Here is a 25,348-nt window from a genome sequence, read left to right on the forward strand (position 1 = left end):
GGGTGCTGGCTCCTAACCTCGACGTCATGGACGTGGGAACAGCTCCGGCGCTGGGCATCCGGCAGGTCTCCGAGGAGACCGGGCTGAGCATCGACACGCTGCGCTGGTACGAGCGCGAGGGGCTGCTCCCGCTCGTGGAGCGCACCGCCGACGGACGACGGCGCTATCCGCCGGGCGCCCTGCGGTTCATCCGGCTCGTCCAGGCGCTGCGGCGCACCGGGATGCCGGTGGCCGAGGTGCGGCGGTTCATCGAGCTCGGCGGCGGCGAGCTGGCCCACCACCCGGAGCGGATGGCGCTGCTGGAGCGGCAGTGCGCGGCGATCGAGGAGCGGCTGGCCGAGCTGCGGGACGACCTGGCGGTCGTCCAGGCCAAGATCGAGACCTACCGCGCCCTGATCGCCCGCGGCCTGGACTGCGAGGACGAGCTGTCCGAGGACCTGGTCGACCAGCTGCGGAGCGACGAGCTGCTGGCTGGGACGCTGCCCGAGGCCCCGTCGCAGGGACCCGCCCCGAGCGAGCGAGGGGTGCGGAGCGAGGCCGTCCTCCCTCAGAGGTAGAGGCCGGTCGACTCCTCGATCCGCTCGGCGGCGACGGCGTGCACGTCGCGCTCGCGCAGGATGACCAGGTCCTCGCCGTGCACCTCGACCTCGTGCTGGTCCTCGGGGGAGAACAGCACCCGGTCGCCGACCTTGATCTGCCGCACGTTCGGGCCGATGCCCTTCGCCTCGCCCCAGACCAGCCGCTTGGCGACCTGGGCCGTGGCCGGGATGAGGATGCCGCCGCTGGACCGGCGGTCGCCGTCCTCCTTGCGGAGGGAGACCAGCAGCCGGTCGTGCAGCATCTTGATCGGCAACCCACTCGTGGTGGCTTCGGCGTCAGGCACGGCGAGAAACGCTACGCGCGCAGTCCGCTCGCTGGACATGGCCTCGTCGGCGACAGCTAGGACTCATTGTTGGGCTCATCGCTGCCCCGTAGTTGACGATGGCGGAGGGGGGTACACGTCCGTAGTGCCGTTTAGGACGCACTGCGCGAGGTGATCGAGTCCGTGTTCGAGCCTACGGAATGATGACAGGTCAGCTGCTCGTAGATCAGCTGGCTCCATTAAACTTGTAAGCGGCAATTGATGTGTCGTCGGCTTATACGAGAGACCCCCGAACAAGTTGGCCTCAATCCACGCCTTTGCGCCCCTGGGCTTTTCTGGGTCGTCCGGTACTTTCGGCGAGTCGGCTAGCAGGATGCTGTTTCCGTTGCCCATCTGAAGCGTCTTCCCGGCAAGTTTATCGGCTATTGAGAGTGCAAGCGTTTCATACTCTCGGTAGAAGAGTACGACTGCTGTCGGGAATGGCAACCCCAACTGACGCACCCGAGCAGCAAGTTTCGGAGCGTCCGTGGCAGGGCAACCGTCCTCCCAATCGCTCGTCAGGAGGAGGGCACCGGGGCGCTGAATGCGAGCAAATTCGCATGCATTCTCAAGTTGTCCTGGTGCATCGATCTTGAATCGTCGGGGTGGGGCGACGTGATGGAACACGGAACCGATGTAACCCTGCGCTTTTAAGGTTCGAGCTACAAGTCTGCCGCATGACTCAACTTCTCCGTGACCCTCGCCGGTAATGAGGAGGTCGGTGCTCACTTTCTTGGTCGCCCAATCGCTGTGACGCTGTCCTCAACCTCGTCGATCAAGTTGCGCATCCCACCCTCCCGCGTCAAGCCACCAGTTCGCATGAGGCCACCGGGGCCCATTAAGGATGCTTTTACTACTTCGCGCTGCTTTACCTCTATTGGCCCAGCGGTCGTGATCCCGCCGGTCCGCTCAACGACTCTCACTTCTTCTGCGGTCACGAGATCCAGCAGATCGGGACTATGGCTTGTGATCACCACTGGACTGCGCTCGGATGCCTCCCTGATGAAGTCCAGTAGGAGCGGCAAGAGGCCAGGGTTAACAGTCAACTCGGGTTCTTCGATACCTATAAGTGCAGGTGGCTCGTCTTGAAGCAAGGCGGTCAGCAAGGCGGCGATGCGCAGAGTGCCGTCACTCTCTTGACTCGCATCAAAGTGGCGCACCTGTCCGGTCGGCAAGCGGTGAGAGAAGTAGACGGTGTGGTAGCCGCCGGCGGTGGTCACGCCTAGTCCAACGACGTCGGGCAGGACCTTTCCAACCGCTGCAACCAGTTCACTCGTCTTCTGGGCACTGAGGGACCTCAATACCGCTGCCCAATTTGAGCCTTGATCGTCGAGAGGTGGGGTCTTACCTACTGGCTGTGGCGCGGAAAGCTCTCGCGGGTAAATGCTGTAGATGCGCATCGACCGGAGTGCTTCGACGAGTGGGCGAAAGCGGGGATGCGCTGCCACGCTCGGAAGGGTGAGTTCGTCGTCCACAACGGTCGGTGCCAACCCGTCGGGTATATTGATCAACTTTCCATTGCGGACGAGCAGTAGATCCTCGGTGGAATCACTCGAATCCCACCATGTAACCCGCTCGTAGTTCACTCGGTAGTGCCCGCCCGCAGCTGCGCCCAGTGAGAAATCGTATATCGCTTTCCAGTCTCGATGCTCGACGAGAACGGCGACGGACATACCGCGCGGACGTGTTGCTGCGGCGCGCCGCAGGCGATCAATGCCTAACCTTTGAGCGACCGCAATCTCGAGTCCGCCGATCAGTGCATCTCGCACGAAGCGCAAGGCGTCCAGCAGATTGCTCTTGCCGGAGCCATTCGGTCCGACCAGCGCAGTCACCGGGCCGAACTCAACTTCGACATCCTCGTCCAGGCTGCGATAGTTGTACGCCCAAAGTTTCGTTACGCGGGCGTGGTCGTAGTCCGATGGGTGCACGCGCTCTCCTCAGGTCTCGCAAACACTGTGAAGACTAGGTCAGACCACCCGCTTCTTGCAGTCGCCCCCAAGCCACGGCCCGTCCTCAGCCCCAGCCGAGCGCGTGCAGCTTCTCCTCGTCGATGCCGAAGTGGTGGGCGATCTCGTGGACGACGGTGATCGTGACCTCCTCGGCCACCTGTTCCTCGTCCTCGCAGATGTCGCAGATCGCCGCGCGGTAGATCATGATCCGGTCCGGCAGGGCGCCCGAGTGGTCCCAGCCGCGCTCGGTCAGCGCGTACCCCTCGTAGACGCCCAGCAGGCTCGGCTCCTCGGGGTTCCGGTCCTCGACCAGCACGACGACGTTGTCCAGCAGCGCCATCAGCTCCTCGGGCACCTCGTCCAGGGCGTCGGCGACGAGCTCCTCGAAGCGGGGGAGCGGGATCGCGTCCATCAGCGCCGGATCACCAGCTGGTCGGCAGCGGGCGGCCCTCCTCGTAGCCCGCTGCGCTCTGCACGCCCAGCACCGCACGCTCGTGCAGCTCGTCGACCGTGCGTGCACCGGCGTAGGTGCACGACGAGCGGACGCCGGCCACGACCTGGTCGATGAGGTCCTCGACGCCGGGCCGGGCCGGGTCCAGGTACATCCGCGAGGAGCTGATCCCCTCCTCGAACAGCCCGGCGCGGGCCCGGTCGAAGCCGCTCTGCGTCGACGTCCGGGCCTTCACCGCGCGGGCCGAGGCCATCCCGAAGCTCTCCTTGTACCGGCGGCCGGTGCCGTCCTCGTACAGGTCGCCGGCGCTCTCGTAGGTGCCGGCGAACCAGGAGCCGACCATCACGTTCGCCGCGCCGGCGGCCAGCGCGAGGGCGATGTCGCGGGGGTGCCGCACGCCGCCGTCGGCCCAGACGTGCTTGCCGAGCTCGCGGGCGGCGGCGGCACACTCCTCGACCGCGGAGAACTGGGGGCGGCCGACGCCGGTCATCATCCGGGTGGTGCACATGGCGCCCGGGCCGACGCCGACCTTGACGACGTCCGCCCCGGCCTCGATCAGGTCGCGGGTGCCCTGCGCGGTCACCACGTTGCCGGCGACGACCGGGACGGACCCGGCCACCGAGCGCACCGCGGCCACCGCCTCGATGGCCTTCTCCTGGTGCCCGTGCGCGGTGTCGACCACGAGGACGTCGGCCCCGGCCGCGAGCAGGGCGCTCGCCTTGCCGGCGACGTCGCCGTTGATGCCGACCGCCGCGGAGGTGAGCAGCTGGCCGTCGGGCCCGGTGGCCGGGGTGTAGATCGCCGAGCGCAGCGCGCCCTTGCGGGTGATGACGCCGACCAGCCGGTCACCCTCGACCACCGGGGCCGCGCTCACCCGCTCCCCGGACAGGACGTCGAAGACCTTGGGCAGGTCGGTGCCGGCCGGGATGGTCAGCGGGTCACGGGTCATCACCTCGGCCAGCTGGGTGAACCGGTCGACGCCCTGGCACTGGCCGTCGGTGACGATCCCGACCGGGGCACCGGCCTCGACGACGACGACGATGCCGTGCGCCCGCTTGGTCAGCAGCGACAGCGCCTCGCCCACGGTGGAGGTGGGGGAGAGCGTGATCGGGGTGTCGTAGACCGGGTGCCGGTGCTTCACCCAGGACACGACCTCGCCGACGACGTCGACCGGGATGTCCTGCGGCAGGACGGCGAGGCCACCGCGCCGGGCCACGGTCTCGGCCATCCGCCGTCCGGAGATCGCGGTCATGTTGGCGACGACGATCGGGATCGTCGTCCCCACCCGGTCCGGGGTGGTCAGGTCGACCTCCAGCCGGGAACCGACCGTCGAGTGCGCCGGCACCATGAAGACGTCGGCGTAGGTCAGGTCGTGGGCCGGGCGGGTGTCACCGAGGAACCGCATGCCCCCAGTGTCCCTCGGGTGGTCCGTCGCCGCGGGCCCCGGCACCTACGATCAGGGCGTGATCGACCTGCGCCTCGTCCGCGAGAACCCCGACCTCGTCCGCGCCAGTCAGCGTGCCCGGGGTGCCGACGAGTCCCGGGTCGACGCCCTGCTGGCCGCGGACGCCGAGCGCCGGGCCGCTGTCAAGGCCGCCGACGACCTGCGCGGGGAGCAGAAGGCGGCGTCCCAGGCGGTCAAGAAGGCCAGCCCGGAGGAGCGTCCCGCCGTCCTGGAGAAGGCGAAGGCGCTGGCCGCCCAGGTGAAGGAGGCCGAGGAGGCCGAGCGCACCGCCGACGCGACGCTGCACGCGTTGCACCTGCGGATCCCCAACGTCGTCCACCCCGACGTGCCCCCGGGCGGTGAGGACGACGCGGTCGAGATCCGGACCGTGGGGGAGGTGCCCACCTACGACTTCGAGGTGCGCGACCACCTGCAGATCGGTGAGGCCCTCGGCGCCATCGACATGGAGCGCGGCGCCAAGGTCTCCGGCGCCCGCTTCTACTTCCTGACCGGCCCGGGCGCGCTGCTGGAGTTCGCCCTCGCCCAGCTGGCGATCACCCGCGCCGTCGCCGCGGGCTTCGTCCCCGTCATCGCCCCGGCCCTGGTCAAGCCCGAGGCGATGGAGGGCACCGGCTTCACCGGCGAGCACGACGAGGAGATCTACCGGGTCGAGCGCGACGACCTCTACCTGGTCGGCACCTCGGAGGTGGCGCTCGCCGGGATGCACGCCAGGGAGGTGCTCGACCTCTCCGCCGGGCCCCGCCGCTACGCCGGCTGGTCGTCCTGCTTCCGCCGCGAGGCCGGCTCCTACGGCAAGGACACCCGCGGCATCATCCGCGTGCACTGGTTCGACAAGGTCGAGATGTTCAGCTTCTGCGCGCCGGAGGAGGCCGAGGCCGAGCACCGCCGCCTGCTGCAGTGGGAGGAGGAGTTCCTCCAGCTCCTCGAGCTGCCCTACCGGGTGGTCGACATCGCCGCCGGTGACCTGGGCACCAGCGCCGCCCGCAAGTTCGACATCGAGGCATGGTTCCCCAGCCAGGGCGCCTACCGCGAGCTGACCAGCACCTCGGACTGCACCACCTTCCAGTCCCGCCGGCTGCAGATCCGGCACCGGGACGCCGACGGGAAGCCGCAGCCGGCCGCCACGCTCAACGGCACCCTGTGCGCGATCGCCCGCACCATCGCCTGCCTGCTCGAGGTGCACCAGCAGGCCGACGGTTCGGTGCACGTGCCCGCCGCACTTCGCCCCTGGCTGGGCGGGCACGCCGTCCTCACCCCCGGCATGTCGCTGGCCGCGGTCGCCGCACCGGGCCTCCCCGCATGACCGGGGACCAGCCCGGCGGTGGTGGCCTCACCGCGCCGGCCGCGGCCGGCCGCGCACAGGAGCTGGTCGACCTCGGCGACCTCGGGGCACGGCTGGGCAGCTGGCGGCCGCGGCTGGTGGTCAGCGACATGGACGGCACCCTGCTCGACTCGGACGGCGAGGTCAGCGGGCGCACCGCCGCCGCGGTCGCCGCCTGCCGCGCCGCGGGCATCCCGGTCGTCGGGGCCACGGGCCGCGGCCCCCGCCTGCTGGAGAGCGTCCGCGCCGCGCTGGGCGGCCAGGGGATCGCCGTCCTGGCTCAGGGCGGCTACGTCGTCCGGTTCGGCTCCGACGGCGCCGCCGACGAGGTGCTGCGCACCGTCGGGATGACCCGCGAGGTCGCCACCGAGGTCATCGCCGCGATCGAGGACGTCGCCGGTGAGCTGATCGTGGCCGTGGAGGACGCCGCCGAGCAGGCCGAGGCGCTGCGCCCGCTGCGGGTGCAGCACGGCTTCGACTGGCCCTACCCGGAGCCGGCCCACCTGCTGCCCCGGCACGAGGTGCTGCCGGTCGGGGCGGTGCTCAAGGTGTTCCTCCGCTCCCCGCGGCTGGCTGAGGACCAGTTGGTCGCGCTGGCCCGCTCGGTGGTCGACCCGGCCGACGCCGAGCTGACCCACGCCGGGCTGGGCTTCATCGAGGTGCTGCCGCCGGGGGTCACCAAGGCCACCGGGCTGGCCGTCGCCCTGGCCGAGCTGGGCATCGGCTTCGGTGACGTGCTGGTGTTCGGCGACATGCCCAACGACCTCCCGATGTTCCAGGCGGTCACCGCCGCCGGGGGCCGGGCGGTCGCGATGGCCAACGCCCACCTGACCGTCCGGGCCGCCGCCGGTGACCGGACCAGCGGCCACGACGCCGACGGCGTCGCCCGCTACCTCGAGGCCCTGCTCGCCCTGGAGGGCACCGATGTCTGACTGGCGGCCGAAGCTCATCGTCAGCGACCTGGACGGCACGCTGCTGCGCAGCGACGAGACGATCAGCGACGCCACCCTGGCCGAGCTGCACCGCTGGGCCGATGAGGGCGTCCCGCTGGTGCTGGCCACCGGCCGCCCGCCCCGCTGGATGCTCGGGGTGCGGGACCGCCTGGGCGGCGGCACCGCGATCTGCTGCAACGGCGCGGTGCTGCTGGACCTGGGGGAGTTCCGGGTGCTGGAGGAGCACCCGGTCCAGCCGGAGGTGCTCCAGCAGGTCACCGGGAAGCTGCGCGAGCACCAGCCGGACACCTGGTTCGCGGTGGAGTACGGCGACCAGTTCCGGCACGAGCCGATCTACCGGCCGCGCTGGGACCGGGACGCCCCCGGCGTCGCGGTGGCCACGCTGGCCGAGATGGTCGCCCAGCCGGTGGCCAAGCTGCTGGCCCGGCACGAGCGGATGGGCCGCGAGGAGTTCGTCGCCCTGGTCGCCGAGGTCGTGGGGGACACCGCCACGGTCACGTACTCCTCGTCCGACGCGATGGCCGAGATCTCCGCCGTCGGGATCACGAAGGCCACCGGTCTGGCCCGGCTCGCCGCCGAACGGGGGCTGACGCCGGCCGACGTCGTCTACTTCGGCGACATGCCCAACGACCTGGCCGCCTTCGACTGGGTGCGCGAGGGTGGCGGCCGCGCCGTGGCGATGGCGCACGCCCACCCGGACGTGCTCGCGGCGGCCACCGACGTGACCGATTCGAACGACGCCGAGGGCGTCGCGACGCTGCTGGCCTCCCTGCGCGCCTGACCGTCCACCGGGCGACCGATTCGTTTCGTTATCGGATCTCCGGTCGAGTCGGTCGCCCATGGTGCCGATCCCATGGGCGAGGGGCGCGCTCGTGCGCCCGCGCGACGAGAGGCACGCCATGGACCCGACGACCCACGACTCCGCGACGCACGTCCCCGACCCGACGGACGAGCGTGCAGGCAACCCGCTGGCCCGGATCGGGCTGCGCGGCAGGTTGCTCGCGGCCTTCCTGACCGTCGCGCTGATGACGCTCGTCGTCGGCGGCCTCGGCATCTCGCGGATGTCCGCGCTCAGCCACCAGGCGGAGGTGGTCTACGAGGAGGGCGCCGTCCCGCTCCGCGACATCCTGCTGCTCCGTTCCACCTACTGGCAGTACCAGGCGACCGTCTCCCGCTCCACGGGTGCGGGCCTCTCGCCGGAGATCGTGCAGTCCCTGGAGGAGCAGACGGTGGCCATCCGGGAGACGCTGGACGGGCTGCGCGCCGGCCTGGACGAGGTGGCCCTCCGGCCCGCCACCGAGGCCGCGTTCCAGGACTTCCAGACCGCGATCGCGCTCTACGACGACGCCAGCGCCCAGATGGGCGAGATCGCCGCGTCCGGGGGCGACCCGATGTCCGTGCTGCCCACGCTGATCGAGGCCGAGACCAACGCCATCGATGCACTCGCGGCGGCCAGCGACGCGCAGATCGCCGCCACCGAGGCCACCGTGCAGGAGGCCCGCGACGCGTACGCCGCCGCCCGCACCCTGACGCTCCTCGGCGTGGCGATCGGCTTCGCGATCTCCGTCGCCCTCGCCGTGCTGGTCGCACGCAGCGTGACCCGGCCGGTGGACCGGATCCGGGAGGTGCTCGCCCAGGTGACCGCCGGTGACCTGCGGGTGCGCGCCGGCGCCACCGGCGGTGCCGAGCTCGGCCAGGTCGCGGAGTCGCTGGACGAGACGCTGGACGCGCTCAGTGGTGTGCTGAGCCTGGTCAACGACTCGGCCGGGCGGCTGGCCACGGCGTCGCTGCAGCTGAACGCCGGTGCCGAGTCGATGGCGCAGAACGCCCGGACGGCGGCCGGTCAGGCCGACGTCGTGGTGGCCTCGGCCGGTGAGGTCGCCTCCAGCGTGGACACGGTGTCGACCGGGTCGCAGCAGATGGAGGCCGCGATCCGGGAGATCTCGCAGAACGCCAGCGAGGCGTCGCGGGTGGCCGGGCAGGCGGTGAACGTCGCGGAGAACACCACGCGGACGGTCGGGAAGCTGGGTGACTCCTCGCAGGAGATCGCCACGGTGGTGAAGCTGATCAACGGGATCGCCGAGCAGACGAACCTGCTGGCGCTGAACGCCACGATCGAGGCCGCGCGTGCCGGTGAGGCGGGCAAGGGCTTCGCGGTGGTGGCCAGTGAGGTGAAGGAGCTGGCGCAGGAGACCGCCCGGGCCACGGAGGACATCTCCCGCCGGGTGGAGGCGATCCAGGCCGACACCGCCGGTGCGGTGGACGCGATCGGGGAGATCAGCAACGTCATCGGTCAGATCAACGACTTCCAGGCCACGATCGCCGCGGCGGTGGAGGAGCAGACCGCCACCACCAACGAGATGAACCGGAACGTGGCCGAGGCGGCGGGCAGCTCGCGCAGCATCGCCACCGCGATCACCGGGCTGGCTGCCGGTACGGCGGAGACCAACCAGCGGGTCGAGGACGCCCAGCGGTCCGCGGTCGAGCTGGCCCGGATGAGCGACGAGCTGCAGGACGCGGTCAGCCGGTTCACCGTCTGACACAGGGCCGATCCGACGGCGCCGGTCACCGCAGCTCGCGGTGGCCGGCGCCGTCGTCGTCCCGGGCCGGCCGGGGGCCGCCGCCGGGGTCGCGTGCGACACACCGGGTCGAGGAGCGGGCGGCCGCTGCCGATCACAGAGGCGGTGGGCCGCACGGGCGCGCCGTGGGCAGAAGAGGGACAGATGGACGTCATGGCGCAGGGACCGGCAACCCCCGAGTCGAGCAGGGCCGGGAGCTCGTCGCTGTCCGCCCGGGTGGGGCTGCGTGGCCGCCTCCTCCTGGCGATCCTGCTGGTGGCGCTGACCACGTTGACCGTCGGGCTGGTCGGCATCCAGCGGATGTCGATGCTCAGCGACAAGGCCGAGCAGGTGTACTCCGAGGGCGCCGTCCCGCTGGACGGGCTCCGCCGGCTGCAGGCCGGGTGGTGGCAGTTCTCCGCCAGCAACGCCCGGGCCAGCATCGCGTCCCTGCCGGCCGAGACCCGGGCCGCCTTCGCCCAGGCGTCGACGGAGAACCTCCAGGCACTGACGGAGGAGACCGCAGCCACCGGTGAGCTGCCGCTGTCGGCCGAGGCGCGGGCCGGCTACGACCAGTTCGTCGCCGCGTCGCAGCAGTACCTCGGCCTGCTCCAGCAGCTGTCGGCCGGCCAGGGCACCCGCGCCCCGCAGGAGACCCTCGCCCTCATCGCCCAGATGAACGAGACCGAGACGACCATCTCCGCGGCGATCGTGGCTGCCACCGACGCGGCAGCCGCCGACGCGGTCGCCACGGCGGCAGGGGCGGAGGACGCCTACAGCAGTGCCCGTGCCCTCACGCTGGGGATCATCGTGGTCGGGCTGCTGGTCTCCGTCGTCCTGGCGCTGCTCGTCGTCCGGTCGGTGATGGGCCCCGTGCAGCGGGTGCGTGAGGTGCTGGACCAGGTGGCCGACGGTGACCTGAGCGTCCGGGCCGGCGCCACCGGTGGTGCCGAGATGGGCGAGGTCGCCCGCTCCCTGGACTCGACCCTGGACTCGCTCAGCGGCGTGCTCCGGTTGGTCAACGACTCCGCCGGCCGGCTGGCGGTGGCGTCGCAGGCGCTGAACGCCGGCGCCGCGGGCATGGCCCAGAGCGCCCGGGCGGCGACCGGCCAGGCCGACGTCGTCGTCAGCTCCGCCGGGGAGGTCGCCGCCAGCGTCGACACCGTCGCCACCGGCTCCCAGCAGATGGAGGCCGCGATCCGGGAGATCAGCCGGAACGCCAGCGAGGCGTCCCGGGTGGCCGGTCAGGCCGTCGCGGTCGCGGAGAACACCACGCGGACGGTCGGGAAGCTGGGTGACTCCTCGCAGGAGATCGCCACGGTGGTGAAGCTGATCAACGGGATCGCCGAGCAGACGAACCTGCTGGCGCTGAACGCCACGATCGAGGCCGCCCGTGCGGGTGAGGCGGGCAAGGGCTTCGCGGTGGTGGCCAGTGAGGTGAAGGAGCTGGCGCAGGAGACCGCCCGGGCGACCGAGGACATCTCCCAGCGCGTGGAGGCGATCCAGGCCGACACCGCCGGGGCGGTCTCGGCGATCGGGGAGATCAGCTCGGTGATCGGCGAGATCAACGACTACCAGGCCACGATCGCCGCGGCGGTGGAGGAGCAGACCGCCACCACCAACGAGATGAACCGGAACGTGGCCGAGGCGGCGGGCAGCTCGCGCAGCATCGCGACCGCGATCTCCGGTCTCGCCGCGGGCACCCAGCAGACCAACGAGGGCGTCGCGGAGGCGCAGCGCTCGGCCGCGGACCTGGCCCGGATGAGCGACGAGCTGCAGGACGCCGTCCGGCGGTTCACCGTCTGACCGATCGGCACGAACGGCCCCGGCGCGGTGCGTCGGGGCCGTTCGCGTTGTCCGGCACCGGATGGTGCCCACCCGGTCACGCCGCATCTGCGGCCTGCCGATGAGGTCCGCGTCACCGGTCCAACACCCGGCCGCAGGCGACGACGCCACGTAGCAACCGGAGGCCCCCATGCCCGCAGCCACCACCAAGGGATCCACCCCGATCCCCGCCCAGCTGCACGAGTACGCGAGCCTGGTGGCGGCGCTGGACCGGGCGCAGGCGGTGATCGAGTTCGACCTGACCGGTCACGTGGTCACCGCGAACCAGAACTTCCTCGACGTCATGGGGTACGAGCTCGACGAGGTCGTCGGTGAGCACCACCGCATGTTCTGCGACCCCGCCCACGCCGACACCCAGGAGTACCGGCAGTTCTGGGCGGCCCTGGCGACCGGGGCGTTCAGCAGCGGGGAGTACCGCCGGCTCGCCAAGGGCGGCCGCGAGGTGTGGCTGCAGGCCACCTACAACCCCATCCTGGACAGTGCCGGGACGCCGGTGAAGGTGGTCAAGTTCGCCAGCGACGTCACCGCCGTCAAGCTCGCCGCCGCCGACTCCGCGGGCAAGGTCGCGGCCATCGAGCGCTCGCAGGCGGTCGTCGAGTTCGACCTGGCCGGGCACGTGCTCTCCGCCAACCAGCTGTTCCTGGACGCGATGGGCTACGCGCTGGACGAGGTCGTCGGCGAGCACCACCGCATGTTCTGCCAGCCCGAGCACGCCGCCACCGAGGAGTACCGGAGGTTCTGGGCCGACCTGGGCACCGGCCGCTACACCTCCGGTCTCTACAAGCGGGTGGCCAAGGGCGGCCGTGAGGTGTGGCTGCAGGCCACCTACAACCCGATCCTCGACCTGGCCGGTCGTCCGGTGAAGGTCGTCAAGTTCGCCAGCGACCTCACCGAACAGCGCGCCCACAACGCCGAGTCGCGGGGGAAGGTCGCCGCCATCGAGCGTTCCCAGGCGGTGATCGAGTTCGGCCTGGACGGCGTGGTGCTGGGCGCCAACCCCAACTTCCTCGAGGTCATGGGGTACCGGCTCGAGGAGGTCGTCGGCCAGCACCACCGCATGTTCTGCGACCCCGAGTACACCGCCACCGACGAGTACCGGCAGTTCTGGGAGCTGCTGGGCCGGGGCCAGTACGCCGGCGGCGAGTACCGCCGGGTCGGCAAGGACGGCGGTGAGGTCTGGATCCAGGCCACCTACAACCCGATCCTGGACGACGACGGCCGCCCCTTCAAGATCGTGAAGTTCGCCAGCGACGTCACCGACGCCAAGCTGCGCAACGCCGACATCGAGGCGCGGGTCAACGCCGTCGACCGCGCGCAGGCGGTCATCGAGTTCGACCTCGACGGCAACGTGCTCGCCGCCAACGACAACTTCCTGCGCACCATGGGCTACTCGCTCCGCGAGGTCACCGGTCAGCACCACAGCCTCTTCTGCGACGAGGAGTACCGCGTCTCCCCCGAGTACCGGGACTTCTGGCTGCGGCTGGGCAAGGGCGAGCTCATCGCCGGCCGGTTCCACCGCAAGGGCAAGTTCGGCCGCGACGTGCACATCCAGGCCACCTACAACCCGGTGCTCGACCTGTCCGGCGCTCCGGTCAAGGTGGTGAAGTACGCCTACGACGTGACGAACGAGGTCGAGCGGGAACGCCGGGTGTCCGACGGCACCCGGGACATGACGGCCTCGGTCCGCAAGCTCGCCACCTCGATCGACGAGATCGCCCGCAGTTCGGCCGCCGCGACCGGCCTGGCCGAGAAGACCCACGGGGACGCCGCGGAGGGCGTCGAGGCGCTCCGGGCCTCGCTCGAGGCGATCGCGCTGATCCAGCGCTCCTCGGTCTCGATCTCCGAGATCGTCCGGGTGATGGGGGAGATCGCCAACCAGACCAACCTGCTGGCCTTCAACGCCTCGATCGAGGCCGCCCGGGCCGGCGAGCACGGGGTGGGCTTCTCGATCGTGGCCGGTGAGGTCCGCCGTCTCGCGGAGCGGTCGTTCGACGCCGCCCAGCAGATCGGCAAGCTGATCGAGGAGTCGGCGGAGCGGGTCGAGCAGGGGTCGACGGTCTCCCAGCGGGCCGAGGCGGCGTTCGCCCGGATCGTCGACAGCGTCGGGCAGACCAACGAGGTCATCAAGTCCATCTCCTCGGCCACCTGCCGGCAGCAGGCCGCCTCGCAGGAGGTCGACGCCCTGATCACCCAGTTGACCTCCGCCGACCCGGCCCGCTGAGCCGGCCCGGCGAGGACTGGGCGATGACCGGGGTGCAGCCGGCCGCGTCGACCGGGGCGGCGGCCGGTGAGGTCTACGGGATGATCCGGCTGGCCGGGGTCGATGTTGCGCTGCCGCTGGCGGTGCTGCGCGAGGTCGTGCCGTGCCCGGCCGAGCTGGCCGGCCTGCCGGCCGATGCGGTGGGCCTGCTGGGGGCCATGGACCTGCGGACGACGGTGCTGCCGGTCGTGGACCTGCGGCTGGTGCTCGGCCGCCCGGCGGCGCGGCACCCGGGCCAGGTCGTGGTCGTCGTCGCGGTGGACGGGCAGTCGCTGGGTCTGCTGGCCGACGAGGTGTGCGGGGTCGCCAGGGTCCCGCACACCGCGCTGCTGCCGATGCGGGTGGCGGCCGGGGAGCTGCTGTTCTCGCACACCTTCCAGCACCCGGAGACCGGCCGGGCCACCAGCGTGCTCGACGCGGCGGCGGTCGTGTGCCGGCCGGGGCTGCCCACCGTGGCCGACGTGGCGCGGTCGGCCTCGTCGGTCGGCGCCGGCGGTCCGGTCCCGTCGGGCGACCGGACGTCGGTCACCCTGCTGCGGTGCGGCCCGCACGTGCTCGCGCTGGACGTCGCCCAGGTGCACACCACGCTGCCGAGCCCGTCGCCGCGGCCCTCGGTGCTGTCCGGCGGTGTGTGCGCCGGGGTGACCGGGTTCGCCGGGCAGGACGTCGCCGTCGTCGACCCACTGGCCCTGCTCGGGCTGGGGAGCCTGGGCACCGCCACCGCTGAGGCCGGGGTCGTGGTCGACACCGGCAGTGGTCACGTCGTCCTCGCCGTGGACGCGCTGATCGCGCTCACCGACCTCGCCGAGGGCGCCGTGCTCCCGGTGCCGGCCTTCGCCGTCCCCCGGCCGGAGCTGCTGCGTGGCCTGGCCGACGTGGACGGCACGACCTGCCTGGTGCTGGACGGCGCCGCGCTGCTGGCCGATCCGCGAGTGCTGGCGCTCGCCGCGATGAACACCCCGGCGGCCGGTGCGGACCCCGGCTCGCCGGGCGGCAGCGGGCGGGCGAGCGCCACCGGTGCGCCGCCGTACCTGACCTTCTCCGTCGGCATCGACGTCACGACGCCGCTGGAGCAGGTCGGCGAGATCGTCCCGTACCCGGCCGAGGTCACCGGGACGTCGGTCGGCCAGGGTGTGCTGGGCGTCGTGGTGCACCGCGGCGCGGCCGTCCCGGTGCTGTGCCTGGCCACGTTGCTCGGGCTGCCCCAGCTGCAGGTGACGGCGGCCAGCTGTCTGCTGGTGGTGGACGTCGGCGAGCCGGTGGCGTTCGCCGTCGACGCGTTGCGCAGCATCGACCCGCTGACCTGGACCGACCCCGACCAGCCCGGCCGGCCGGGCGCGGACCGGCTGGCGGACCTCCTGCGGCGTTCGCCCCTCGTGCAGGTGGGTGCCGACACCCGGCTGCTGCCGTGTCTGGACCTGCAGCACGTGGCCCGCACGATGCACGGCCAGTCCGCCGTGCCGGTGCCCCGGCCGGCCGTGGACGAGGAGCTCCTCGTCCACTGAGCGGGACCGGCTCCGTGGTCAGTCGATGAGCAGTCGCGCCCGGCGGGCGGCCACCGCGGCAGACCGTGGGTCGGCCGGCGGCAGGAGCTCGGCCAGCCGGTCGTGGACCGCGCCGTCGTGCTCGCCCAGGGGGTGCGTGCTGAACGTGTGCAGCAGCTCGGGGTCGTCGGTGGCGAGCACGGCGCGGCGCAGGCCCGCGGTGAGCTCGTCGCTCAGCTGACGGATCGTCGGCGCCTCCGACCGGGGCAGGACCGGGCCGCGGCAGGCGCTGAGGGCGGCGCCCACGTGCCGGGCCGCCAGCGCCCGACCCGCGGTCCCGACGTCGCTGGCGACCTCGGCCACCAACCGGTACGGCCGGGTCTGCAGCAGGTCCGCGCCGAGGACCGCGCGGAGCCGGCGGATCTCGCCGCGCACCGTCGTCTGGTTCCCGCGGTCGCCGTACAGCAGCCGGGCGAGCTGTTCCCCGGTGAGGCCGTCGGGGTGCCGGGCGAGGAGCAGGAGGACCTCCGCCAGTCGCAGGGGCAGCGGGATCCAGCGGCCGTCGACGACCACCGTGGGCGTCCCCTCCCCGGTGCACCGCAACGACAGCGCGTGCGCAGCCGGGCGGGGGGCCGGCCGGGCGCGGCGGGCCGCGGTCCGGAGCAGGCAGCCGTCCGGGAGCCGCTCGACCTGCGCCTCCCGTCCGTCGGGCAGCCGCACCTGGTCGGTGTCGTCCAGCTGGACCCGCGCCGGCCACCGCCCGTCGGGCTCGGCGGCCAGCACCCGGCCGCTGGGGGTCACGAAGGCCGCGGCCTCGCCGTCCCGGCGGGGCAGCGACAGCCGGAGCAGCAGGTTGTGGTCGGCGATGGCGAGCCGGACCCGCAACTGGTCCTCGGCGAGTCGTGCGGTGGCCGCGACCAGTTGCGCCAGGGCCGGGTGCACCGTCTGCAGCGGGCCGCTCACGTCGAGGACGCCGATGACCGCCCCGGTGTCCGGGTCGTGCACCGGGGCCGCGACGCACGTCCAGGAGTGGTACGTGCGGACCAGGTGCTCCGCCGAGTGGATCTGCACCGGCGCCCCGACGGCGAGCGCCGTCCCCATCGCGTTGGTCCCGATGGCCCCCTCGCTCCAGTCGGTGCCGGGGAAGAGGCCGACCCGGTCCGCTCGCCCGAGGAGCTCCCGGTCGCCGTCGCGCCACAGGACGTGGCCGGCGCCGTCGGTCACCAGGACCAGGTGCGCCACCTCGTCGGCGACGCCCGCCAGCGCGCTGCGCAGCAGGGGCATGACCACGTTCAACGGATGGGCGGCGCGGAGGTCGTCCAGCTCGTCGGGTGCGTGGACCACCGGCGGGGTCCGGCGCTCCGGGTCGACCCGGGCGGCGAGGCTCCGCTCCCAGGACGCGGAGACCACCGGCCGGGGGGCGCGGCGGACGGTGTCCTGACCGAGCACCGCGTCGAAGGTCTCAGCCAGCGCCCGGGCGCGCTCGCGGGGGTCGAGGTGCTCGTCCTCGCCGGCCAGGTGCTCTGCATCGCACGACATCGCACCCCCGAGCGGCCTCGCAGCCCAGACGCCGGCACTGGCGTCGGTGCGGATCATCGCTCACGCCCGGACCCCGGGCAACCAGCCGCGGGAGGTCGCTCCGCGCTCCAGGGCCTCAGCTCAGCGGGAGGGCGCTGCCGCGCCTCAGCCGAGGGCCGCTGCCGCGCCTCAGCCGAGGGCCGCTGCCGCGGCGGTGGCGACGTCGACGTCCTGGGCCACCGAGCCCGCGCTCACCCCGACGGCACCCACGATCACGCCGTCCCGCTCCAGCGGGATCCCGCCGCCGAAGGCGACCATCCCACCGGCGGTCTGCTCCAGGCCGTAGAGCTCGGCGCCCGGCTGCACCAGGTCGGTCAGCGCGGCCGTGGGCAGGGCCATCAGCACCGAGGTGACGGCCTTGCGGGTGGAGATGTCGATGCTCGCCTTGATGGCGCCGTCCATCCGCCCGAACGCGAGCAGGTGGCCGCCGTCGTCGACGACGGCGACGTTCATCGGCTGGCCGATCTCCTCGGCCCGGGCGATGCCGGCGTCCAGGACCCGGCGGGCGTCGGCGTGCGAGAGCGATGTGGTCATCGTCACACCCAAGCAGTCCGGGTGGCCCCCGGTACAGCCCCGCCCTCGAGCCGTCGGAGGCAACGAACAGGCAACGTGTCCTGTGTCACAGTCTCGGTGAACTGGCGGACGAGGAGGGAAGTCCCGATGAGCACCTCGCAGGACACCAGGCTGGGCACGGGGGACTACCCGCTGTCGGTCAACCGACCGGAGCTGCTCCGGACCCCGACCGGCAAGCCGATCACCGCGCTGACGATGGACGCAGTGCTGTCGGGGGAGCTGTCGGCCGAGGACCTGCGGATCGCCCCGGAGACGCTGGAGCTGCAGGCCCAGCTGGCCGACGCGAGCAACCGCCCGCAGCTGGCGATGAACTTCCGGCGGGCGGCGGAGATGTGCGCGATCCCCGACGCCGAGGTGCTCGGGATGTACAACGCGCTCCGCCCGCGCGCCTCCACCGCCGATCAGCTGGCCGCGATGGCCGATCGGCTGGAGGGGACCTGGTCGGCGCCCGTCTGTGCGGCCCTCGTCCGAGAGGCGGCCGAGGTCTACGCCCGTCGCGACCTGCTCGCCCGGCCCGCCGCCGGGTCCGAGAGCTGAGAGGACACGTCCATGACCACCACCCAACCGCGGCGCTCGCCCGAGCCACGGCACTCGCTGCGCACCGACGTCCTCGAAGCGCGGCCGGTCAACCTCGACGGGTTCGTCGAGGAGTGGCCCGAGAAGGGCCTCGTCGCGATGGAGAGCGCGTACGACCCGGCGCCCAGCGTGCGCGTCGAGGACGGGCGCATCGTCGAGCTGGACGGCCGGCAGCGCGCCGACTTCGACTTCATGGACACCTTCATCGCCGACCACGCCATCGACGTGGCCTCGGCCGAGGAGTCCAACGCCCTCCCCTCCGCCGAGATCGCCCGGATGCTGATCGACCCCCGGGCCTCCCGGGACGACGTCCTCGCGGTCACCCGGGGCCTGACCCCGGCGAAGGTGCTCGACGTCCTCAAGCTGATGAACGTCGTCGAGATCATGCAGGGGATGCAGAAGATGCGGGCCCGGCGGACGCCGGCCAACCAGGCGCACTCCACCAGCGCCCGGGACAACCCCGTCCAGGTCGCCGCCGACGCGGCGGAGGGAGCGCTGCGCGGCTTCGCCGAGCTGGAGACGACGCTGGGCGTGCTGCGCTACGCACCGCTGGTGGCCATCGCGCTGCAGGTGGGTGCCCAGGTCGGGCGCGGGGGCGTGCTGACCCAGTGCGCGCTGGAGGAGGCCACCGAGCTCGAGCTCGGCATGCGCGGGATCACCGCCTACGCCGAGACGATCTCCATCTACGGCACCGAGTCGGTGTTCATCGACGGGGACGACACCCCCTGGTCCAAAGCATTCCTCGCCTCCGCCTACGCCTCCCGCGGGATCAAGATGCGCTTCACCTCCGGCACCGGGTCGGAGGTGCAGATGGGCAACGCCGAGGGCAAGTCGATGCTCTACCTGGAGATCCGCTGCATCCTGATGGCCAAGGGCGCGGGGGTGCAGGGGCTGCAGAACGGCTCGATCAGCTGCATCGGGGTGCCCGGTGCCGTGCCGGGCGGGCTGCGCGCGGTGGCCGCGGAGAACCTGGTCGCCAGCATGATGGACCTGGAGTGCGCCTCCGGGAACGACCAGTCCTTCTCGCACTCGGCGATGCGCCGGACCGCCCGGATGATGCCGCAGCTGCTGCCCGGCACCGACTTCGTCTGCTCCGGCTTCTCCGCGGTGCCGAACGCGGACAACATGTTCGCCGGGTCGAACTTCGACACCGAGGACTACGACGACTGGAACACCATCCAGCGCGACTTCCAGGTCGACGGCGGGCTGCGGCACGTGCGCGAGGACGAGATCCTCCTGGCTCGGAGCAAGGCGGCCCGCGCCCTCCAGGCCCTGTTCGCGTACCTCGACCTGCCGGCCGTCACCGACGACGAGGTGGAGGCGGCCACCTACGCCAACTCCTCCGCCGACTACCCCTTCCGGGACGTGCTGGCCGACCTCAAGGGCGCCCAGGCGGTCATGGACCGCGGCATCACCGGCCTCGACATCGTCAAGGGGCTGGAGGCGAGCGGGTTCCACGACGTCGCCGAGAACCTGCTGACCGTGCTGCGCCAGCGGGTGTCCGGTGACCTGCTGCAGACCTCCGCGGTGCTCACCGCCGACTTCACCCCGCTGTCGGCCATCAACGACCCGAACGACTACGCCGGCCCCGGCACCGGCTACCGCCTGCAGGGAGAACGCTGGGCGGAGCTGAAGAAGCTCCGGCACGTCACGTCGGCGACGGACCCCGAGACCGAGGTCGGCTGACCATGACGCTCTCCACGCCCACCCGCACCGTCAGCCTCCGCGAGCTGTCCCCGGCGACCCGCGGGACGCGGCCCGACGAGGTGGTGATCGCCGTGTCCCCGGCCTTCGCCGGGCACTTCACCAAGACGATCGTCGACGTCCCGCACGCCGAGGTGCTGCGCCAGCTGATGGCCGGCATCGAGGAGCAGGGCGTGGGCGTCCGGCTGGTGCGGGTCCAGGACACCGCGGACCTGGCGGCCATCGCGCACATCGGGGCCAAGCTCTCCGGCTCCGGCATCTCCGTCGGGATCCTGTCCCGCGGGACGACGATGATCCACCAGAAGGACCTCGCCCGGCTGAGCAACCTGGAGCTGTTCCCGCAGTCGCCGCTGCTGGACCCGGCGGTGTTCCGCATGATCGGCTCGAACGCCGCGCAGTACGCGAAGGGCGAGTCGCCCCAGCCGGTGCCCACCCGCAACGACCAGATGGCGCGACCCCGCTGGCAGGCGAAGGCGGCGCTCCTGCACCTCAAAGAGTTCGAGTGCATCGCGGCAGGTCAGGGCCCGGTGGAGGTCGAGGCCGTGTTCGAGCTGACCGACGCGGGCTGAGGTGGGTGCGCCCGGCCACGACCCGTCGTCGGCCCGGCTGGTCGTCGGCGTCGACATCGGCAACTCGACGACCGAGGCGTGCCTGGCCGCGCTCGCCCCGGACGGGTCGCTGACGTACCTGGGCGCCGACCTGACCCGGACCACCGGGGTCAAGGGCACGCCGGACAACACCGTCGGCGCGCTCCGGGTGGTCCGCGAGGTGCTGGCCCGGGCCGGCCGGCGCCCCGACGAGGTGCACACCGTGCTGCTCAACGAGGCGACCCCGGTGATCAGCGGCCTGGCGATGGAGACCATCACCGAGACGATCATCACCGAGTCCACGATGATCGGGCACAACCCGACGACCCCGGGCGGCGAGGGGCTCGCCGTCGGCACCACCGTGTCGATCGCCGACCTCACCGCGCAGCCGCCGGGCGAGCCGGTGGTCTGTGTGGTCCCGGCCGGATGGGACTTCGACGACGTGGCGCGGGCGGTCAACGCCGCCGTCGCCGGTGGGGTGGCGGTGGTGGCCGCCGTCCTCGCCGGGGACGACGCCGTGCTGGTCACCAACCGGCTGGACCGGGCGGTGCCCGTCGTCGACGAGGTGCGGGCGGTCGAGAAGGTGCCCCTGGGCATGCTGGCCGCGGTCGAGGTGGCCGCACCGGGGCGGACCATCCGGACCCTGTCGGACTCCTACGGCCTGGCCTCGGTGTTCGACCTCGACCCGGACCAGACCCGGGCGGTCTCACCGGTCGCGCGTGCGCTCACCGGGAACCGGTCGGCGGTGGTGGTGCGCACCCCGTCCGGGGACGTCACCGACCGGCGGATCCCGGTGGGCGAGCTGGTGCTGCGCGGGGCGGGGAGAGAGCTCCGCATCGACGTCGACGCCGGGGCCGAGGCGATCATGGCCACCGTCGCCCGGCTGCAGCCGCTCGACGACGTGCACGGGGAACCCGGCACCCACGTCGGCGGGATGCTCGCCCAGGTCCGCGACACCATGTCCGACGTGCTGCACGGCGCCGACGGATCGGCGCAGCCGGCGTCCGAGATCGCCATCCGCGACGTCCTGGCGGTCGACACGTTCGTGCCGGCCGAGGTGCGCGGGGGACTGGCCGGAGAGATCGCGCTGGAGAACGCCGTCGCGCTCGCGGCGATGGTGCGGACCAGTCGCAGCCGCATGCAGCTGGTCGCCGACCAGGTGTCCGCCGAGCTCGGGGCGCGGACGGAGATCGGCGGCGTCGAGGGGGAGATGGCCGTGGGTGGGGCGCTGACCACCCCCGGCGTCGACCGGCCGGTCGCCGTCCTGGACCTGGGCGGCGGGTCGACCGACGCCGCGCTGATGACCGTGGACGGCGTGTGCACCGCCGTCCACGTGGCCGGCGCCGGGGAGCTGGTCACCAAGCTGATCGACTCCGAGCTGGCGCTGGGTGACCGGGAGGTCGCCGAGGGCGTGAAGTGGCACCCGCTGGCCAAGGTGGAGAGCTTCTTCCACCTGCGGCACGAGGACGGCACCGTCCAGTTCTTCGACCAGCCCTTCCCGCCGCACGTGTTCGCCCGGGTCGTGGTGCTCACCCCGGACGGCCCGGTGCCCGTCGACACCCGGCACGGCCTGGACCACGTCCGCCGGGTGCGCCGGGCGGCCAAGAGCCGGGTGTTCGTGGTCAACGCCGTCCGGGCGCTGCAGCAGGTGGCGCCGGGCGGCGACCTGCGGGCCCTGGACTTCGTGGTGCTGCTGGGCGGCTCCGCGCTGGACTTCGAGATCCCCGAGCTGATCGCCGACGAGCTCGCGCCCTACGGCATCGTCTGCGGGACGGGCAACGTGCTGGGCACCCAGGGCCCGCGCAACGCGGTCGCGTCGGGGCTGGTCCGGGCGCACGCAGCTGCGTCGTCGCCGTGCCCGGCCGGGTGACCGACGCCCGGCAGCGGCCGGCCGTGCTCGTGCACCGTTCCCCCGCCGCGCCGGCGGCGGTGCTGCGTGAGGTCTGCGCCGGCGCGGAGGAGGAGGGGGTGCCGACCGACGTCGTCGACGCCCCGGATCAGCCGGCGGACGCCGTCGGGCTGGCGCACGCGGCCGCCCGGGACTCCCAGCTGGAGGTCGGCGTCGGCGTCGACGCCGCCGGGGCGGTCGCGGTGCACCACGGCAAGCTGCCCCCTCACCGTCCGGCGACGACGACCGGCCCGGACGCCGGCCCCCGGGACTGGCGCAGGACCGGCCGGACTGCGGCCCGGATCGTGAAGGGCCTGCCGCTGGGCTGAGCCCGGCTAGAGGTACTGGCCTCCACCGGGGCGGTGCTCCTGGGCCGGTGCGCCGGGTGGGAGGGCCTTGCGGCGCATCTCCTCCAGCTGCGCCCGGGCGGCCATCTGCTGGGCGAACAGCGCGGTCTGGATGCCGTGGAAGACGCCCTCCAGCCAGCCGACCAGCTGCGCCTGGGCGATCCGCAGCTCGGCGTCCGAGGGGGTCTCGCCCTCGGTGAAGGGCAGCGTGATCCGCTCCAGCTCCTCGCGCAGCTCGGGGGCCAGCCCCTGCTCCAGCTCGCGGATGGAGGAGGCGTGGATGTCGCGCAGTCGGTTGCGGCTCGCGTCGTCCAGGGGCGCCGCCCGGACCTCCTCGAGCAGCTGCTTGATCATCGTGCCGATCCGCATGACCTTCGCCGGCTGCTCGACGAGGTCGCCGACCCCCGCCATGCCGCCCTCGTCGCCCTCCGGCAGGTGCATGCCGCCGACCGGCTGCCCGTCCGGGCCCACGACGAGGACCTGCTGGCGGCCTGGCTCACCGGTGCCTGGTGCTGTCATGCCCCCCATCCTGCCCCGGTGTCGTCGAGCTGCCTGTCGAGGGGCCGCGCCGGTCCGGCGCGGGCGGCCGACTGACTACGCTCCCCGCATGTCGTCGGGGGAGGGCCAGCTGGACGTGGCCCGCGTCCGGGGCCTGTTCCCGGGGCTGTCCGACGGCCTGGTGCACGCCGACGGGCCCGGGGGCGCGCTGGTGCCGGAGAGCGTGGTGCGCGCCGTCTCCCAGGCCATGCGGGTGCCGATCGCCGGCCGGGGTGGCGTCTTCGCCTCCTCCGCCCGGGCCGAGCAGCTGGTCGCCGGCGCGCGGTCCGCGGTGGCCGACCTGGTGGGCGGCGCACCCGGCGGGGTCGTCCTGGGGCCGAACATGACCACGCTGACCTACGCCGTCGCCCGGGCGCTGGCCAAGCACTGGCGCCGCGGCGACGAGCTCGTGGTCAGCCGGCTGGACCACGACGCCAACATCCGCCCGTGGCTGACGGTCGCCGAGGAGCTCGGCATGGCCGTGCGGTGGGCCGAGGTGGACATCGAGACCGGGGAGCTGCCGGACTGGCAGTACGACGAGCTGGTCACCGACCGCACCCGGCTGGTCGCCGTCACCGCGGCCAGCAGCGCCATCGGCACCCGCCCTGACGTCGCCTCGATCGCCGAGCGCGCGCACCGGGTCGGGGCGCTGGTCGTGGTCGACGCCGCGCACGCCGCGCCGCACGCCCCGCTGGACGTCGAGGAGCTGGGTGCGGACTTCCTCCTGCTGTCGGCCTACAAGTGGTGCGGTCCGCACGTCGGCGCCCTGGTCGCCCACCCCGGGCTGCTCGAGGAGCTGTGGCCGGACAAGCTGCTGCCCGCGTCGGAGCGGGTGCCCGACCGGTTCGAGACGGGCGCGCCGCCGTTCGAGCTCTACGCCGGCGTCGCGGCCTCGGTGGACCACCTGGCGGCCCTCTGCCTGGAGGCCACCGGCTCCCGGCGGGAGCGGCTGCGCACCTCGATGGCCGCGGTGAGCCGCTACGAGGAGCAGCTGTTCACCCGGCTGGACGGGGCGCTGCGGTCGATGGCGCACGTGCAGGTGCTGGGCGACCCGGCGTGGACCACGCCGACGTTGTCCTTCACCGTCGACCGGCTGCGCCCCCGGCAGGCGGCCACCGAGCTGGCCCGGAGCGGCGTCTGCGCCTGGGACGGCGACTTCTACTCCCGCGAGCTGTTCGACGCGATCGGGGTCAACGAGACCGGCGGCGCCGTGCGGCTGGGCCTGATGCACTACAACACCGTCGAGGAGGTCGACCGCCTCGTCGACGCCGTCGCCGACCTGCGGTAGCCGTCAGGCGTCGGGGACGAGCAGGACCTTGCCGATGTGGGCGCTGGACTCCAGCAGGGCGTGCGCCTCGCCGGCCCGGGACATCGGCAGCCGGCGGTCCACGATCGGCCGGACGACGCCCCGCTCGACGTCGGGCCACACGTCGTGCCGCACCGCCGCCACGATCTCGGCCTTGCCGCCGGGCCCGGTCGCCGGTCGCGAGCGCAGCGTGGTCGCGTGCACCGAGCCGCGCTTGCGCATCAGCTTGCCGAGGTCGATCTCGGCCTTGGTGCCGCCCTGCATGCCGATGCCCACCAGTCGGCCGCCGGTGGCCAGCACGTCGAGGTTCCGGGCCAGGTACTTGGCCCCGATGATGTCCAGGACGACGTCCGCGCCGTGCCCGTCGGTGGCCTCCCGCACCACGTCGACGAAGTCCTGCTCGCGGTGGTTCACGAGGACGTCGGCGCCCAGCTCGCGGCAGAAGGCCAGCTTCTCGGCGCTGCCGGCCGTGGTCGCCACCCGGGCCCCGGCGCGGGCGGCCAGCTGGATCGCCATGGTGCCGATGCCGCTGGAGCCGCCGTGCACCAGGAACACCTCGCCGGCCCGCAGCCCGGCGAGCATGAAGACGTTCGACCAGACGGTGCACACGACCTCGGGCAGTGCCGCGGCGGTGGCCAGCTCGACACCGGCCGGCCGGGGGAGCAGCTGCCCGGCCGGGACGGCGACCCGCTCGGCGTACCCGCCACCGGACAGCAGGGCGCACACCTCGTCGCCCACCGACCAGCCGGTCACCTCGGCGCCGACCTCGCTGATCACGCCGCTGCACTCCAGGCCGAGCACCTCGCTGGCGCCCGGCGGGGCTGGGTAGTGGCCTTGGCGCTGCAACGTGTCGGCGCGGTTCACCGCGGTGGCGGCCACGTCGACCAGCACCTCGCCGGGCCCGCAGACCGGGTCGGGCACCTCACCCCAGCCGAGCACCTCGGGGCCGCCAGGGGAGGAGATCGTCACCGCACGCATGCCTCGACCCTAGGAGGACTCGGTCGTTCCCACCCCTCGCAGGGCCCGGGACGGGGCCGCAGACCTGCTCGCGGCCCCGTCCCGGGT

The 25,348-nt window shown here is 72.8% G+C and carries 22 protein-coding genes; 14 read left to right on the forward strand and 8 right to left on the reverse strand.

Annotated features, from left to right (window positions below; all coding sequences use genetic code 11):
• Nucleotides 1-26: 26 nt before the first annotated feature.
• The gene (locus O2W53_RS00490; protein ID WP_269161082.1) at nt 27-557 is read left to right on the forward strand and encodes a MerR family transcriptional regulator; all 531 of its coding nucleotides are present in this window, start codon (nt 27-29) and stop codon (nt 555-557) included.
• On the opposite strand, the gene O2W53_RS00495 is transcribed toward O2W53_RS00490, so the two are convergent.
• From O2W53_RS00495 to O2W53_RS00510, 4 genes are all read right to left on the reverse strand, one after another.
• Nucleotides 548-883 (reverse strand): GroES family chaperonin, encoded by a 336-nt coding sequence (locus tag O2W53_RS00495; protein WP_269161083.1) that lies wholly within the window; start codon nt 881-883, stop codon nt 548-550. The two genes, O2W53_RS00490 and O2W53_RS00495, sit on opposite strands and share 10 nt — an antisense overlap.
• 743 nt (nt 884-1,626) lie before the next feature.
• On the reverse strand, nt 1,627-2,829 hold the full coding sequence (locus O2W53_RS00500; RefSeq protein ID WP_269161084.1) for an AAA family ATPase: 1,203 nt from the start codon (nt 2,827-2,829) through the stop codon (nt 1,627-1,629).
• Between the two features lie 85 nt (nt 2,830-2,914).
• A complete protein-coding gene (locus O2W53_RS00505; RefSeq protein ID WP_269161085.1) occupies nt 2,915-3,262 on the reverse strand; it encodes a metallopeptidase family protein in 348 nt (115 codons plus the stop codon).
• Nucleotides 3,263-3,272: 10 nt separating this feature from the next.
• On the reverse strand, nt 3,273-4,706 hold the full coding sequence (locus O2W53_RS00510) for a GuaB1 family IMP dehydrogenase-related protein (protein WP_269161086.1): 1,434 nt from the start codon (nt 4,704-4,706) through the stop codon (nt 3,273-3,275).
• Between the two features lie 58 nt (nt 4,707-4,764).
• Here O2W53_RS00510 and serS point away from each other — a divergent pair, with 58 nt between their 5' ends.
• The 7 genes from serS (at nt 4,765) to O2W53_RS00545 (ending at nt 15,208) form a co-directional block, all read left to right on the forward strand.
• Nucleotides 4,765-6,069, forward strand: coding sequence for a serine--tRNA ligase (serS, locus tag O2W53_RS00515; protein ID WP_269161087.1), 1,305 nt, complete (start codon nt 4,765-4,767; stop codon nt 6,067-6,069).
• On the forward strand, nt 6,066-7,019 hold the full coding sequence (locus O2W53_RS00520) for an HAD family hydrolase (protein WP_269161088.1): 954 nt from the start codon (nt 6,066-6,068) through the stop codon (nt 7,017-7,019). Before serS ends, O2W53_RS00520 begins: the two co-directional genes overlap by 4 nt.
• Nucleotides 7,012-7,821: an HAD family hydrolase gene (locus tag O2W53_RS00525; RefSeq protein ID WP_269161089.1), complete on the forward strand. Its 810-nt coding sequence runs from the start codon at nt 7,012-7,014 to the stop codon at nt 7,819-7,821. The genes O2W53_RS00520 and O2W53_RS00525 overlap by 8 nt, the downstream gene beginning before the upstream one ends.
• 118 nt (nt 7,822-7,939) lie before the next feature.
• A complete protein-coding gene (locus tag O2W53_RS00530) occupies nt 7,940-9,580 on the forward strand; it encodes a methyl-accepting chemotaxis protein (RefSeq protein ID WP_269161090.1) in 1,641 nt (546 codons plus the stop codon).
• Nucleotides 9,581-9,763: 183 nt separating this feature from the next.
• On the forward strand, nt 9,764-11,404 hold the full coding sequence (locus tag O2W53_RS00535) for a methyl-accepting chemotaxis protein (RefSeq protein ID WP_269161091.1): 1,641 nt from the start codon (nt 9,764-9,766) through the stop codon (nt 11,402-11,404).
• Between the two features lie 169 nt (nt 11,405-11,573).
• Nucleotides 11,574-13,664, forward strand: coding sequence for a methyl-accepting chemotaxis protein (locus tag O2W53_RS00540; protein ID WP_269161092.1), 2,091 nt, complete (start codon nt 11,574-11,576; stop codon nt 13,662-13,664).
• A 23-nt stretch (nt 13,665-13,687) separates the two neighbouring features.
• On the forward strand, nt 13,688-15,208 hold the full coding sequence (locus O2W53_RS00545) for a chemotaxis protein CheW (RefSeq protein WP_269161093.1): 1,521 nt from the start codon (nt 13,688-13,690) through the stop codon (nt 15,206-15,208).
• Between the two features lie 18 nt (nt 15,209-15,226).
• On the opposite strand, the gene O2W53_RS00550 is transcribed toward O2W53_RS00545, so the two are convergent.
• Entirely contained in the window at nt 15,227-16,726 is a 1,500-nt protein-coding gene (locus O2W53_RS00550) for a GAF domain-containing protein (protein ID WP_269161094.1), read from the reverse strand.
• Between the two features lie 168 nt (nt 16,727-16,894).
• Nucleotides 16,895-17,299: a GlcG/HbpS family heme-binding protein gene (locus O2W53_RS00555; protein WP_036339425.1), complete on the reverse strand. Its 405-nt coding sequence runs from the start codon at nt 17,297-17,299 to the stop codon at nt 16,895-16,897.
• Nucleotides 17,300-17,425: 126 nt separating this feature from the next.
• Here O2W53_RS00555 and O2W53_RS00560 point away from each other — a divergent pair, with 126 nt between their 5' ends.
• From O2W53_RS00560 to O2W53_RS00580, 5 genes are read left to right on the forward strand one after another with little or no spacing between them, the layout of a single operon-like run.
• Nucleotides 17,426-17,875 carry a diol dehydratase small subunit gene (locus O2W53_RS00560; RefSeq protein ID WP_269161095.1) on the forward strand — a complete coding sequence of 150 codons (450 nt, stop codon included), beginning with the start codon at nt 17,426-17,428 and terminating at the stop codon, nt 17,873-17,875.
• A gap of 12 nt (nt 17,876-17,887) precedes the next feature.
• Complete coding sequence (locus tag O2W53_RS00565) at nt 17,888-19,600, forward strand: propanediol/glycerol family dehydratase large subunit (protein WP_269161096.1); 1,713 nt, start codon at nt 17,888-17,890, stop codon at nt 19,598-19,600.
• Between the two features lie 2 nt (nt 19,601-19,602).
• Nucleotides 19,603-20,187 carry a propanediol/glycerol family dehydratase medium subunit gene (locus O2W53_RS00570; protein WP_269161097.1) on the forward strand — a complete coding sequence of 195 codons (585 nt, stop codon included), beginning with the start codon at nt 19,603-19,605 and terminating at the stop codon, nt 20,185-20,187.
• A gap of 1 nt (nt 20,188) precedes the next feature.
• Nucleotides 20,189-22,075 (forward strand): diol dehydratase reactivase subunit alpha, encoded by a 1,887-nt coding sequence (locus O2W53_RS00575; protein ID WP_269161098.1) that lies wholly within the window; start codon nt 20,189-20,191, stop codon nt 22,073-22,075.
• The gene (locus tag O2W53_RS00580) at nt 22,060-22,422 is read left to right on the forward strand and encodes a glycerol dehydratase reactivase beta/small subunit family protein (protein WP_269161099.1); all 363 of its coding nucleotides are present in this window, start codon (nt 22,060-22,062) and stop codon (nt 22,420-22,422) included. The genes O2W53_RS00575 and O2W53_RS00580 overlap by 16 nt, the downstream gene beginning before the upstream one ends.
• Before the next feature lie 6 nt (nt 22,423-22,428).
• Here O2W53_RS00580 and O2W53_RS00585 read toward each other — a convergent pair whose 3' ends face one another.
• Nucleotides 22,429-22,959, reverse strand: a complete 531-nt coding sequence (locus O2W53_RS00585) for a bacterial proteasome activator family protein (RefSeq protein ID WP_269161100.1) — start codon at nt 22,957-22,959, stop codon at nt 22,429-22,431.
• A gap of 88 nt (nt 22,960-23,047) precedes the next feature.
• On the opposite strand from O2W53_RS00585, the gene O2W53_RS00590 reads away from it, so the two are divergent.
• The gene (locus tag O2W53_RS00590; protein ID WP_269161101.1) at nt 23,048-24,265 is read left to right on the forward strand and encodes a cysteine desulfurase-like protein; all 1,218 of its coding nucleotides are present in this window, start codon (nt 23,048-23,050) and stop codon (nt 24,263-24,265) included.
• A 3-nt stretch (nt 24,266-24,268) separates the two neighbouring features.
• Here the strand turns inward: O2W53_RS00590 and O2W53_RS00595 are convergent, their stop codons facing one another.
• A complete protein-coding gene (locus tag O2W53_RS00595) occupies nt 24,269-25,261 on the reverse strand; it encodes an NAD(P)H-quinone oxidoreductase (protein ID WP_269161102.1) in 993 nt (330 codons plus the stop codon).
• Nucleotides 25,262-25,348: the final 87 nt, after the last annotated feature.

The sequence above is a fragment of the Modestobacter sp. VKM Ac-2978 genome (assembly GCF_026968025.1).
In the GTDB taxonomy this organism is placed as follows: domain Bacteria; phylum Actinomycetota; class Actinomycetes; order Mycobacteriales; family Geodermatophilaceae; genus Modestobacter.